The following is a 12,600-nucleotide window of genomic DNA, read 5'->3' on the forward strand; positions in this document are numbered from 1 at the left end:
TTACGAAATTCCAGCTGAAATTTCGAAAAATCAAAAGCGCATCGTCTTAATCACAATGCACCGTCGTGAAAATTTGGGTGAACCGATGCATTCCGTTTTTAATGCTATTCACAAAGCGGCCAATGATTATCCAGATACCCAATTCATTTTTCCGATGCACAAAAATCCTGCGGTCCGGGAGGTTGCTAGCGAGACTCTAGGCAATCTAGAGAATGTCTCGTTAATCGAACCCTTGGATGTGATTGATTTCCATAACTATGCCAAACAAAGCTATTTAATCTTAACTGATTCTGGCGGTGTTCAGGAGGAGGCTCCTTCCTTAGGTGTGCCAGTATTGGTTCTGCGTGATCAAACGGAACGGCCGGAAGGCGTTGCAGCCGGTACATTGCGCTTGGTTGGAACAGATACTCAAGCCGTTTATACCACTATCAAAGAACTGTTTGAGAATTCAGCTGCCTATGAAGACATGTCAAAAGCTAGCAACCCCTACGGTGATGGGAAAGCCAGTGCAAGAATTACAGAAGCGATCGCTCATTATTTCCAATTAGCGGATCGCCCTGAAGACTTTAGCCACTAAGGAGAATAACGATATGAAATATTTTCAACGAATTCGTATTGAGTGGATGTCGATCATACTAGCCGCCGTCTTCCTCATTCAAAATTTAATTTTAGATGATCGTTTTGGTTTTGTTCCAGTATTGAGTATTTCGCTTCTAGCCTTTTTGGGACTGCTTGTAGGCTTTTTAGGCAATACTATTATGGTCGCTCTATTTTCCATGATGGTGATGTCTACAGGAACTTTTCTTCTGTATTACACGCCTATCATCATGCCTAGACTGGAAAAAATTTACTTGATTATTGTCATTCCGCTCTTTGCTGTTTTAGGACTAATCGCAAAAAATAGTGTGCTATTCAATCAACGGACCAATACTTTCCAGCCGAGAATGCGGCACTATCTGACTACTTTAGACGAAACCACCGGCTTATATAATAAAGGAGAATTCGAATCCCGCTTCGAAAAGTTTAAGTGTGCGATGAATTTGTATACCCGAACCGATCGCGGGATTGTCGTTTCCTTCTATACAGTCGATTACATTGAACAACTGAAATATCAAAATGTTCAGGCCACCGATCAATTACTGCAGGCACTGGCACAAGAATTGAGTGATATTCGGTTGCCAGAAGAAGATCAGTTTTACCTAGGTAATGGAACCTTTGTCGTTATGTCGCCTGTATATCAATCGGGAGATAGTCTTGAATTTATCCAAAAAATGAACAGAATAACCAAGACACAATTTTCACTGTTTCCATTCAAAAACTTTGAACGATCACAAAACACAGTCATTCGTTTTGGAGAGATTGTCATCGAAGGAAATACCGAAATGACCGCAGAGCAAGTAATCAGTCGTGTTAGACGACGTTCCGAAGCTGATTTGACCGATGAATATATATTATAGGGAGGGAAATACGCATGGATCAGCTACTCATTTACTTCTTTGAAGCAAGTAAAATCATCACAGGTATATTTTTTGTCGCGGCTGTGGTCTTATTTCTCTGCTTATTGATTATTAAGGACCGGATTTGGCGTTACTTTAGGAGGCGAGATTACTGATGAGCACAATTCTATTAATGTTTGGGATCATCTCAATCTGGTTTTCTTTACTAATTACCTTAGTCATTCTATTTGGTGCAGTGTACTTTTTGCTGAAAAACATTCGACCTCCAAAAAATCGTTTGGAGCCGCTCAGCTCTTATCCGCTTATCACAATCGTGGTTCCGGCGCACAATGAAGAGATCGTTATCCAAGATACGGTGAAAGTTATTTTAAAAATGAATTACCCGCGAGAAAAAATGGAGATTCTAGTTTTCGCGGATAATTGTGATGACGATACTTATGCGCGTGTCCACACGATCCTTCAACAGCCAGAGTACGAAGGCTATTATTTGACTAAAGTTATTGATCGCAAAGGATCTGGAGGAAAAGCCGGGGTATTAAATGATGCGCTAGAGATCGCTCATGGAGAGTATCTCTGCGTGTATGATGCGGACGCAATGCCTGAACAAAATGCGCTACACTTTTTAGTGGAGAAAGCCTTGGAGGACCCTGAGCGTTATGGTGCGGTCTTTGGCAGAAATAAGACGAGAAATTATAAGCGGAACTTTTTGACACGCTGTATCAATTTAGAGATTGTCACCAGCCAACGAATCATCCACACCGGTTTATGGCAATTGTTTAAAATTGGACAAATTCCCGGCACCAATTTTATTATCCAAACAGAGATGATTCGAGAATTAGGCGGATGGGATAATGGTGCATTGACTGAAGATACTGCATTAAGCTTTAGAATTATGAAGCTTGGCAAATTAATCGCCCTAGCCTCTCGTGCTGAAGCTTTTCAACAAGAACCTGAGACCTTATCGGTTTACTACCGTCAGCGGAAACGTTGGGCTAAAGGAAACTACGAAGTTATCATCAATAATGTCAAAGATATTTTCAGCGGCTCCAACTGGCGGATTCGCCTGCAGAGTATTTATTATTTCAATACGTTCTTCTGGTTCACCAGTGCGATTATTTTATCCAATATCATGTTTATTGCTAACTTGATCGTAATGATTTTGCATAATTGGTTTCCTTCGATTGAAATAATTTTCACCTTTGGCGGGAGCAATCGACAAATTGGTGCTCTTCTGCTGGTGAACTGGGCTTTAATGTTTGCGATCTACTTATTGCAGATCCAACTAGCCTTGTCTAGTCAATTTGGACAAGCAACCACTGCGAATTTCTTTTATGCCATTGCATCCTATTTTACCTATTCTTTATTATTCATAGGTATTTCAATCGTCGCCTTCTTTTCCTATATAGGGGATAAAGTGCTTCGGCGGGATAGCAGTAAATGGTATAAAACACAACGTTTCGACAACTAGGAGGCAAATTTATGCGCAGACGTCCGGCAATTATGTGGTCACTGCTGGCATTACTTTTTTTAGGCTATATCGCCACAGTGCTTTTCAATATAAATGATAATCAGAAAAAAATGGAGAAAACAATCTATCAGCAATGGCGGTCTACTTACGTGAAGGAAAGCTCTGTAGGGACTTTCATCAAAACAAATCCTAGAGAAAAAATCGATATTTCATTGTCTGAAGGGCATGGATATGGGATGCTGATCACTATGGAGGCCGTAAAACGAGGATGGGCCTCTGAAAAAGATTTCAAAGGTTTTTACCAGTATTACGATAATTTTCGGATCAATAAAGAAAATCCGCTAATGAGCTGGCGGCAAAAATACGAAGCAAACAAACAAATAGAAAAAGAAACAACCAATGCGACAGATGGTGATTTAGATATTGCTTATGCTTTAATTCAAGCAAGCAAACAATGGCCCAATAGTCAGACTGACTACAAAGGTGCCGCGCAGAAGCTGCTTTTAGGCATTAAAACAGAAAACTACAATTCAACCACCAAGCTGTTAACCGTCGGTAATTGGGCAACGAAAGAGTCTGACTCTTACGCATTGATTCGTCCATCAGATATCATTCCCAGTTATTTTGATACCTTTGCATCGTTCAGCGGTGATGATTTCTGGCGAACACTTAAAATAAGCTCGGTAAAAGTATTGGAAGCTTTAAGCGCTCAACATGAAACTGGATTGATTCCCGATTTTGCTTGGGTGGAAAACGGCACGGTCACACCTGCGAAAAAGAATCAGGTCGCAGATGCCAATGATGGCAATTACGGTGCCAATGCTTGCCGAATTCCTTGGCGCCTTGCAAGCTCAAATGACAAAGCTGTCAATCAGGTATTAAGTAAAATGATGAACTTTTTCTTAGAAGAAAACACGATCACTGAGGGCTATACACTCTCAGGAAAATCATTATCTTCAAGTAAATCTAAAAACTTCTCGGCTCCTATTCTATTTGCCGCAAAACAGAAGGAAGCCTATGGAAATCTAGTAAATTCGCAAGCATGGGTAGTGAACGACGGATTATCAGAAAATGACTACTATGGTGATACATTGACAACCTTGATAACCATGCAGATGAACAAATAAAGACAGGAAGAGTCGTCTCTTCCTGCCTTTTTTAACGAAAAATATCAACGTCGTATAAAAGGTTTTTCAAATTTTGAACATCCCAAGGCAACAATTCCCAAATCGTCAGCCCAACGACATCACTTTGTTCTGAGATAGCCTGCATCGTTTCTTTCACTTCTGATAAGGACATTTTACCAGCTGCAGCAGAGTAATCTGTGACTCCTGGCTCTGAAAAATACAGGATGCGAAATTCATTCGGGTCTAATACATCTAGGTCAAAGTGAACGACTACCTTAGTAAACTGATGCTGATTTAACCATGCTTTTATTTCTTCTGGTGTGATTCGGGCTTGATCTTGAACTTGATATTCTATTCCTAGTCTCTCTAGAATCACTTTTTCTTCCGCAGTTGGTTCCTGCAGCCCAACATACAAAACATCTTTTGCTTTAAATGGATGCTGGATCTTCTCTGCTAATACGGGGTCGCCGGCATTTTAGCCCGTGGCTGATGCAACGTTGATTTATTTAGCCGCATATTCCCCCACCAGATAACCATACTGCAGCATATGCCCTTCCATTGCTGCTAAAAGATCTTTTTTCTTAGCTGAGACGGGCAAATCTAGCTTTTTATCCAAAACAAAAACATGGTATTTATAGCGATGACTGCCGAAGGGCGGCTTTGGTCCGCGATAGCGATGTCTACCGTAGCCTATTCCTTGAACAGCATTATTTAATTGAGCTACCTGCTCACCTTCTGGTATTTCTGCAGGGATATTCTCAGTTGCCGGCAAATTCCAAATTAACCAATGATTGTAAACACCGACTAGGGGATGATCAATATCATCCATGATCACCGCCAAGGAAACTACAGCTTTATCCAGTCTGGATAGCTGCAGCTCCGGTGAGATATCTTTCCCATTCCCTGAATATTCTTCAGGGATCATGCCGCCAGCAGCGAAGGCAGAACTGGTGACTGTCAATTTAGAAACATTTTCAATCACGATATCTTTTTGCCGCGTAACTACCAGAATGATCACAACTACCAAGACAATTCCAACAACCATTTTCCCTCTCCTCTTCATCAGTTTTCCTCTCTCATCGTTCGTCGGATGCGGCTCAAGGAAACAGGCGTGACCCCGATATACGAAGCAATGTGGCCATGACTGACCCGCCGATCAATGTCCGGAATCTCGTTCTTCAATTTCACATAGCGCTCCGTTGCCGTTTCTGCCAGCAGCGCTGTCTCCCGCACCAATTTAATGCGCAAGGTCTCTTCAAGGATGCCGATATAGATTTTTGTTAATGAGGGATCATCCAGCATCAGCTTTTGAACCCGCTCATAATCGAAACAAACTAACTTACAAGGCTCCACCGCTTCAAAATTACACATAACCTGTCCGCTAAATACAACATGCTGCGTACTGAAGACTTGACCTGCTTCAAGAAATTGGTGTGTCAGATCATTGCCTTGATAATCCAAATAATACTTTCGAATCAATCCATCCACGAGCAAATAGAGCTTGCTTTGATTGTCTCCTGCCGCAACAATCAAATCTCTAGCGGGAAATTCGGTAAAGCTCCCCAATTCTATTAATCTTCCAAGAACCTCTTCACTGATTGTCACCTTGGCATAGCGTTTGACTAATCTCCGGATTGCTTGTTCAATATCCTGCATCGCCTGCTCCTTCTACTCTTTTTTATTTAATTGTAGCGAAGGAGGAAAGCCCTGTCATTAACATAGGATAATTGAAGGTACTATTTTCTTAATAATTATTTTTTAAGTCTTTGCCCCACTATTCCCCAAAAGTTACCTTTTGGTATCAATGGCACTTAAAAGTACGTACTATACATTTTTAAACTCACCCCATATACTAAGCTCAGGAAATTATAAGGGGGCTTTTAAATGATTCATTCATTAACAGATAAAGTACGATTTAACAACGGGGTGGCAATTCCCGGACTAGGTTTAGGTGTCTTTCAAATACCTGATGAGGATACTGCGGAAGTGGTTAAAAATGGGATTATTAATGGCTATCGTTTGATCGATACCGCTCAAATTTACGGAAATGAAGTTGGCACAGGGATCGGTATCAAAGAAGGGTTGGCGGCGACAAATCTCAAACGAGAAGATCTATTCGTTACATCAAAAGTCTGGAACAATCATCTCACTTATGAGGAAACGATTACGGCCTTCGAAGAAACGCTAAAACGTTTAGAACTAGATTATTTGGATCTATACCTGATTCATTGGCCCGGCCAAGCTGCCTTCAAGGAATCTTGGCAAGCTTTGGAAGAACTATATTCAGCCGGAAAAATCAAAGCCATTGGCGTCAGCAATTTCGAGATCCATCATTTAGAAGAATTATTAGCTTTTGCAAAAGTCACTCCTGTGGTCAATCAAGTAGAATTGCATCCAAAATTAGCACAGCAAGCACTCCGCGACTTCTGTGAAAAGCATGATATCAAAGTCCAAGCTTGGTCACCTTTGATGCAGGGAAAACTATTAGCTGATCCTGTTGTGAAAGACATCGCTGAAAAACATCAAAAAACACCAGCACAAGTCATCCTGCGCTGGGATATTCAGCAAGAGATCTTACTGGTTGTCAAATCGGTCCATGAACAACGGATGAAAAGCAATGCAGATGTTTTCAATTTTGAACTGAACCCCACCGACATGGCTCGCTTGAACCAATTAAATGAATCGTTGCGTGTCGGACCAAATCCAGACGAATTTGATTTTTAGCTTGGTCTAAACTTCCAGTTAAGTTCCTGCATTCCCTCTAGGAATCACTATACTATTCACCACTTGATTAAACTTAGCCGCTCTTGTCCACTGAGGAAAATGAGCGGCTTTTTCATGCAAATATAGAACTTAGGCATCATGACTTTTTTGATTAATCTTGGCAGGATTATCTGGATATACTGTCTGATGCCGTTAATGATATACGATTCTCCATAAATCATTTTCTGCTCCTTCATTGACACACATGTGTCATGAAAGTATAGTTTAAGAGAGCAGCCTTGCTGTTTCAAACAAATAAAACAGATTTACTAATAGTCTGTCAGGGAGGGTATTATGGGAAAAGAAGCTGAGATTATCACGGGTTTGTTTGAGGCGATGAAAGTCGATGACTTTTCATTGATCACCGTTACGCAAATCGCCCAAGAAGCAGACATTGGACGCAAGACATTCTATCGCTATTTCAAAAACAAGAAAGAAGTCCTTGAACGCAGTGTTGAATTGCTATTTATGGAATATGCCGCCTTCGAAAAAAATTATTTCGCTTCAGACTATGAGACGTTGATTTATTACCACTTTGCGTTTTGGCGTAAATACAGCAAGCAATTGAAACTCCTCTATAAAAATGACCTGATGTTCTATGTTTTTCGACAATATCAAAACCATGTCCCGAAACTGAATGCTGCGTATATCAGACAAGACAAACTTAGTCCAAATGTTGCAAAATATGCCAAGGCCTTCACGACGGGGATCTTCTGGTCGATCCTCTATACTTGGGTAGAGAACGGCGCAAGAGAAACACCCACCGAACTGGCTAAGATTTGTTCAGACTTTTTAAGTCACTAAAAAGTGCTCAGATAATTTTCTGAACACTTTTTTGCTTATTTTTTCCCTACAACAAACAGGTACATTCCTTCGGCTGGCGTGGTTTGCTGAATAATCGGCAGCTTCAGTTTTTCCAAACTTGCCTTCATCGCATGCGACGGGATCCGATGACCACCATTGGCATGAGTCGTTTCTGATTCAAATTCTACGATCACAAGTTGTCCGTCGGGCTTAATGATGCGTGCCAATTCTTTCAATGCTGCTTCAAACGGGTGAACCTCATGGATCATCACTGAAACGATGGCAATATCCACTGAGCTGTCAGGCAAATCAATCGCTTTGATATCGCCGGTCATGTTGGTGATATTTGTCAGCTGCTCCTTCGTCGCTCTTTCTTGGATCAAATCCAGCATTTTTTGTGATTGATCAAATGCGATCACTCGCTCTGCTTGCTTAGCCAGCGGCAAGGTTAAATAGCCAGTCCCCGCCCCACCGTCAAAAATTGTTTGCCCCATTAAATCCGGTAAATAGCTGATAATCGCTTCGGCAGATAATTGCTGCCTGCGTTCTTCTCCGTCTAAGACCGCGACCATTCGTTTGAAATTCTCTTCGTTTTCTAAGTTGTGGTTCTCATGTATGTGATGTGACATTCTACTCATCCTTTTCTTTTGTTTTAATTATTGTATTTATATTAAAGATATTTTATGTCGCTGATTAATCTAAAAATGAAGAGCGGGCTTCATTTTAAAGCGCAGACAGCTGACTAAGCTTCACCGAAGCAAAATACTCCCACATCTTAGCTTCGCCTTCATTGATGATCTGACTGATGGGGCAACTATGCTGATTATTCGCCAAACAACTGACTTCATCAGGAAAACCATCGATCGCATGGATAACATCTAAAAAAGAGATTTCCGCAGGACTCATTTTTAACCGATAGCCGCCTTTTACTCCTGAAACCGATGAGACCAGATTCGCTTTTGCCAACTGAGTCAAAATTTTGGATAAATAGGATGGTGAAACCTCAAATTTATTGGCAACATCGTGAATGCTCAAATTATTATCCGATTGATCCTTTTGCGCAAAATAGACCATGACATGCAAACCCATATTCGCTGCTTTGGTAAACTTCATGAATATCCTCCTTTCCAATTAAAGATATTATTTATCTATAATATACACATAAAAGCTATTTGTCAATCTGTCTTCAAAAAAACGATCAAAATCTTTTCGACTCTGATCGCTTCCGGTGATTACTTTAGCAGCTTCAACATAAATACAACGATCGTCACCATCGACAAAATCACAGTAGCAACGGACAACATTCCATGAAACCCCGCATCCTTTTCGCCCGGCCCAAATTTCATCCAAAGTCCACAAAGCAAGGTGCAAGCCAACATAACCAAGGTAAAAATCCCTAAAATTCTCATTGAACTCCCTCCTATCCTTTAACTGCGTTCTCGACAAGCATTCGACAAAGCTGGTGGCGTTGGTCCTTATCCATCACATCGATTGAAGAATAGCGTTCAAAATCCTTCCCTCGATAGAACGCTAGTTGCAGAAACGAAACCAATTGATAAGCAATCACACGACACTCCACTTCAGCCTTTTGATTGTTGAAACAGTCCTTTACCATCGGCAAAATCTGATAAGGTAAATCAAGTTCTCCTTCCAAGAGTAAGTATGGGATTGTTGGTCGGGTTAATTCTGCATACTCACAAGTACTATCTGCGGTAGCGATTAAAAAGGCGATCAGCTTTTCTGTAGGATCATTCGATTCCTGTTGTTTTTCTTGCTTTTGTCCACTTTTTTCGATCAATTGGTTCACAGCGATACTTACCAGCTCATCTTTGGATTTGAAATAATAATTGATCATCGCCAGATTGGCCTCTGCTGTCTCCGCGATTTTTCTAGCGGTAATTTTTTTGGCCCCGTTTTCCTTCTGCAATAAATCCACCGTTGCTTGAATCAGCCGCTCCTTGACATTTTCTTCATTCATCTACATCCCTCACTTTAACTAAACGTGTTTAATACATGATTAATTTTATCAAAATATGGAGAATTGTCAATAGCCACCGCTTCAGTATTTCTATAATGAACTAGCCAAGTCAGATGGCATCAGCTATCATTTGCTTATAAAAAAAATTGTGATGGAGGGATACTATACGGTATGAGTTTGAAGGAAAGTGCACTCAAGAGGGCAATCGACCTTTTATTGAAATTCCTTTTAACGTATGGGAAGTCTGTCAGCAGAAAAGCAATATTCCTGTGGAAGTTACGATTGAGCAAATTTCCTTTGAGTGTAAATTAATCCCTAAAGGACAAGGGCGGTACTATATTCTATTAACTAAAAAATATTTGACACAGCTCCCAGAAAAAAGCAGCTATTCGACTACCTTTAGCATTCTCAATCAATTATCGAGAATCAATCATGATAGTCCATACTCCACTCCACTTCGGACGATCGATTCGATCAATCTTGTTTTGCAGCTTGACGATGGCCTATCCGGACAAGCTTCACAATGCTCACCGACTTGCCGCTAGAGGAAATAGTAACTATTATGAAAGCAAAAAAATAGCAGGTGTCCTTAAGTAAAATGGTGGAAACCCTAGATTCCTTTGGGTTGAAGCATGCAGAAAAAATGAGCTGTAAAAAAGAACATTTCGCTTAGCTACCGAATTTATGCTTACTTAACGTAAAAACGGATCATACGATCAAGAGTCATTTACTGCTTTACTTCGACAAATTATTCTATGACCCGGCTACGGACATACTTACAGACTATGATCGCAGCAGAATTATTGGGTATTTGGAGATAATTGATGACTATTGAATAAAAATAAAAACGAACAACCATAGACGATCAATGATAGCCTATGGTTGCTCGACTTTGTGGTTGTATTTCATTCTTATTCATACACGTTTTCCTTTTTTCATCACTCTTGCTGTGAACGAAAATACTGATTAAACAAAACATAACTGGACACGAGAGAAGTAAGCGGCAAGATGATTACTGCAGCCATTCCCGTCAACAAACTCGTCAGCAACTCCCCTACAAAAGCTTTGGAGTTGATAATTTCAAGAAACGAATAGTTCAAATCTTGAAACCAAATAATCAACGCTAAACTTGAACCCATAAAAGCAAAAAGCAAGGTGTTGATCGTAGAACTCAGTATTTCATGAACTACCGTCATACTGGATTGAACTAGCTCCTTGAATGTCAGCTTCTCCAAGCGACGATAAATTTCATAGGCCGAACTGCTGACAGCGATGCTGCTGTCGATCACGGCTCCCGAGAAGCTCATCAAGATGATCGAGAGATTCAATGCGGAAAAAGGAACAGAGACAGAAAGGTCCATCATCTGTAATTCATCTAGTTCCTCCAAAGCAAAGCCCTGTACTCTAACTACGTGAATGATCGGCAACGTGACCGCTGTAAATACGACCAAGAAAAACAAGATACAGAGAAAAGCGGCTTTCGTTTTTTGATTCACATCATTGATATAAAACAATGTCACGATCGTTACAGCTAGAAAAATCAATAAGGTTACTGGATATACTGGAAAGCCTTGACTCAATAAATACAACAGCAGGATAAACAAACAAAAATTAGCAAACGTCCCAGTGATCATGTAGATTGAACTTTTCTTGAAGATCAGCAGCACCAATCCCATCAAAATCAAGGTAAGAAAAATCAAGACACTCATCACAATCGCCTCCTGCTCATTTTTTCAGCCATACTGAAGGCAAACAAGGCGGCTGGAACAGACAACACGATCGCGAAGCCGCCACACAAGGTTCGTAAAATCTCTAATGACAAGTGCATACCGATCACCTCAGAAAAAATCCAGCCATTCGCCATGTAAAATACAAAGGAGGGAATGGCCCCGCTAAGATAAGCGAACATTAAGACATTGATCATTGACGAAGCAGTATCTTGGGCAATTTCTCGTCCTGATTGCATGAGTTTTTTCAACGGAAGCTGCTGGTTTTGTGCGCGAATCTCATCCAGTGCTGAAATGATCGTCACTACATTGTCCATACTTGCACCGATCGCGCCGATCAGCAGCCCGGCTAAAAAGACGGAACGGTAAGGGCGCGTGATAAACTGCATTTCTTCATACCGCAGGCCTTCATCTTTCAGAAAATTCATCGCAACGACACAGACAGTAAACGCGAGAAAGACACTGACTAAGGTACCAAAGATTTTTCGAATATCCAGCTTTTTAAAACCATAAGAGGTACCCATCGCAAAAAATACCGCAATGATTGTATAGATACTCATCAAAAACAGGAGAGACAAACGGCCGTTTTGCTGGTTGATCCATAAAAACAAAAGCAACAAGGTGCTATTCAATACCAAGCCTAGCAGCGCGCGAAGCCCCTTTTTCCCGCTAATGGACAGCATCACAAAAATAAACAAGCCCAGCAAAATAAAGACATAGCCATCTCGTTTTAACGCCTGTACTCGCCAAGTATTCCTCGTTTTTTGCAGAATCAGCTGATCTCCTGTGCGATATAGCGGGGAGACACTTTCATTTTCATAATAGGTGGTTTCTAGGGTGACGCTGCCGCTTTGATTCAGCAGCTTCCCCGTTACTTTTTGCGTCTGCGTTGCGGCATCCGCTTCTGCTTTTTCTACTCGCATCACCGGTTCTGAATAAAGAGCACTGCTCTTTGCTTGGATCAAAAAACCTAGCAAGAGAATAGCCAACAAAGCAAAACTATACATGAGAATTTTCTTCATAGAAGACCTCCCTCAAAATTCATCTTTCACTTATTCTACCATCCAGCAATAAAGTTAGGTGCACCTATAGTTGATACTTAAAAAAATTAAAGGAAAAATCTCCCGACCGGCTTTCTGATCAGGAGATAGGCTCACTATTTCTTCAATTGATTACGTTTTGCCTCTTTAATGATTTTTAACGCGCGTTTGCGGGTCTTAATATTGGGACTTTTTAAACGGCGATACGCACTTGCCAAGTCGGTTTTTTCCATTGA

General features: G+C 40.8%; 18 protein-coding genes. 8 read left to right on the plus strand and 10 right to left on the minus strand.

All coding sequences use genetic code 11. From position 1 onward, the window contains the following. The 5 genes from wecB to AC4J95_RS09500 form a co-directional block, all read left to right on the plus strand. The coding region (wecB, locus tag AC4J95_RS09480) for a non-hydrolyzing UDP-N-acetylglucosamine 2-epimerase (protein WP_494549671.1) at positions 1 to 577 on the plus strand (577 nt) is incomplete at its 5' end. A 13-nt stretch (positions 578 to 590) separates the two neighbouring features. Next, positions 591 to 1,457, plus strand: coding sequence for a diguanylate cyclase domain-containing protein (locus tag AC4J95_RS09485; protein WP_494549672.1), 867 nt, complete (start codon positions 591 to 593; stop codon positions 1,455 to 1,457). A gap of 14 nt (positions 1,458 to 1,471) precedes the next feature. Continuing rightward, on the plus strand, positions 1,472 to 1,612 hold the full coding sequence (locus tag AC4J95_RS09490; RefSeq protein WP_494549673.1) for a hypothetical protein: 141 nt from the start codon (positions 1,472 to 1,474) through the stop codon (positions 1,610 to 1,612). Then, complete coding sequence (locus AC4J95_RS09495) at positions 1,612 to 2,925, plus strand: glycosyltransferase family 2 protein (protein ID WP_494549674.1); 1,314 nt, start codon at positions 1,612 to 1,614, stop codon at positions 2,923 to 2,925. Before AC4J95_RS09490 ends, AC4J95_RS09495 begins: the two co-directional genes overlap by 1 nt. A gap of 11 nt (positions 2,926 to 2,936) precedes the next feature. Continuing rightward, positions 2,937 to 4,052 (plus strand): glycosyl hydrolase family 8, encoded by a 1,116-nt coding sequence (locus AC4J95_RS09500; RefSeq protein ID WP_494549675.1) that lies wholly within the window; start codon positions 2,937 to 2,939, stop codon positions 4,050 to 4,052. 31 nt (positions 4,053 to 4,083) lie between these two features. Here the strand turns inward: AC4J95_RS09500 and AC4J95_RS09505 are convergent, their stop codons facing one another. Genes AC4J95_RS09505 through AC4J95_RS09515 form a run of 3 tightly spaced genes read right to left on the minus strand, consistent with a single transcriptional unit; the run spans position 4,084 to position 5,708 of the window. Then, on the minus strand, positions 4,084 to 4,497 hold the full coding sequence (locus AC4J95_RS09505) for an arginase family protein (protein WP_494549743.1): 414 nt from the start codon (positions 4,495 to 4,497) through the stop codon (positions 4,084 to 4,086). Between the two features lie 57 nt (positions 4,498 to 4,554). Then, positions 4,555 to 5,097 (minus strand): YbhB/YbcL family Raf kinase inhibitor-like protein, encoded by a 543-nt coding sequence (locus AC4J95_RS09510; RefSeq protein WP_494549676.1) that lies wholly within the window; start codon positions 5,095 to 5,097, stop codon positions 4,555 to 4,557. Positions 5,098 to 5,114: 17 nt separating this feature from the next. Then, on the minus strand, positions 5,115 to 5,708 hold the full coding sequence (locus AC4J95_RS09515; protein ID WP_494549677.1) for a Crp/Fnr family transcriptional regulator: 594 nt from the start codon (positions 5,706 to 5,708) through the stop codon (positions 5,115 to 5,117). A 228-nt stretch (positions 5,709 to 5,936) separates the two neighbouring features. Here AC4J95_RS09515 and AC4J95_RS09520 point away from each other — a divergent pair, with 228 nt between their 5' ends. Then, positions 5,937 to 6,776, plus strand: a complete 840-nt coding sequence (locus AC4J95_RS09520) for an aldo/keto reductase (RefSeq protein WP_494549678.1) — start codon at positions 5,937 to 5,939, stop codon at positions 6,774 to 6,776. 333 nt (positions 6,777 to 7,109) lie between these two features. After that, complete coding sequence (locus AC4J95_RS09525; RefSeq protein WP_494549679.1) at positions 7,110 to 7,619, plus strand: TetR/AcrR family transcriptional regulator; 510 nt, start codon at positions 7,110 to 7,112, stop codon at positions 7,617 to 7,619. 35 nt (positions 7,620 to 7,654) lie between these two features. Here AC4J95_RS09525 and AC4J95_RS09530 read toward each other — a convergent pair whose 3' ends face one another. The 4 genes from AC4J95_RS09530 to AC4J95_RS09545 all read right to left on the minus strand — a co-directional run bounded on the left by AC4J95_RS09530 (position 7,655) and on the right by AC4J95_RS09545 (position 9,597). Next, on the minus strand, positions 7,655 to 8,248 hold the full coding sequence (locus AC4J95_RS09530) for a class I SAM-dependent methyltransferase (protein ID WP_494549680.1): 594 nt from the start codon (positions 8,246 to 8,248) through the stop codon (positions 7,655 to 7,657). Between the two features lie 94 nt (positions 8,249 to 8,342). After that, positions 8,343 to 8,732 (minus strand): RrF2 family transcriptional regulator, encoded by a 390-nt coding sequence (locus AC4J95_RS09535; RefSeq protein ID WP_494549681.1) that lies wholly within the window; start codon positions 8,730 to 8,732, stop codon positions 8,343 to 8,345. A gap of 119 nt (positions 8,733 to 8,851) precedes the next feature. Beyond that, positions 8,852 to 9,028 carry a hypothetical protein gene (locus AC4J95_RS09540; RefSeq protein ID WP_494549682.1) on the minus strand — a complete coding sequence of 59 codons (177 nt, stop codon included), beginning with the start codon at positions 9,026 to 9,028 and terminating at the stop codon, positions 8,852 to 8,854. An 11-nt stretch (positions 9,029 to 9,039) separates the two neighbouring features. Continuing rightward, positions 9,040 to 9,597: a TetR/AcrR family transcriptional regulator gene (locus tag AC4J95_RS09545; RefSeq protein WP_494549683.1), complete on the minus strand. Its 558-nt coding sequence runs from the start codon at positions 9,595 to 9,597 to the stop codon at positions 9,040 to 9,042. Between the two features lie 221 nt (positions 9,598 to 9,818). Here AC4J95_RS09545 and AC4J95_RS09550 point away from each other — a divergent pair, with 221 nt between their 5' ends. Then, positions 9,819 to 10,142: a DUF1905 domain-containing protein gene (locus tag AC4J95_RS09550; protein WP_494549744.1), complete on the plus strand. Its 324-nt coding sequence runs from the start codon at positions 9,819 to 9,821 to the stop codon at positions 10,140 to 10,142. Between the two features lie 393 nt (positions 10,143 to 10,535). Here the strand turns inward: AC4J95_RS09550 and AC4J95_RS09555 are convergent, their stop codons facing one another. From AC4J95_RS09555 to AC4J95_RS09565, 3 genes are all read right to left on the minus strand, one after another. Beyond that, positions 10,536 to 11,306 carry a YibE/F family protein gene (locus AC4J95_RS09555; RefSeq protein ID WP_494549684.1) on the minus strand — a complete coding sequence of 257 codons (771 nt, stop codon included), beginning with the start codon at positions 11,304 to 11,306 and terminating at the stop codon, positions 10,536 to 10,538. Continuing rightward, entirely contained in the window at positions 11,306 to 12,346 is a 1,041-nt protein-coding gene (locus tag AC4J95_RS09560; protein WP_494549685.1) for a YibE/F family protein, read from the minus strand. The genes AC4J95_RS09555 and AC4J95_RS09560 overlap by 1 nt, the downstream gene beginning before the upstream one ends. Positions 12,347 to 12,480: 134 nt before the next feature. Continuing rightward, the gene (locus AC4J95_RS09565; RefSeq protein ID WP_494549686.1) at positions 12,481 to 12,597 is read right to left on the minus strand and encodes a putative metal homeostasis protein; all 117 of its coding nucleotides are present in this window, start codon (positions 12,595 to 12,597) and stop codon (positions 12,481 to 12,483) included. Positions 12,598 to 12,600 lie beyond the last annotated feature (3 nt).

This window comes from Enterococcus sp. GPZ-007, from assembly GCF_059374735.1.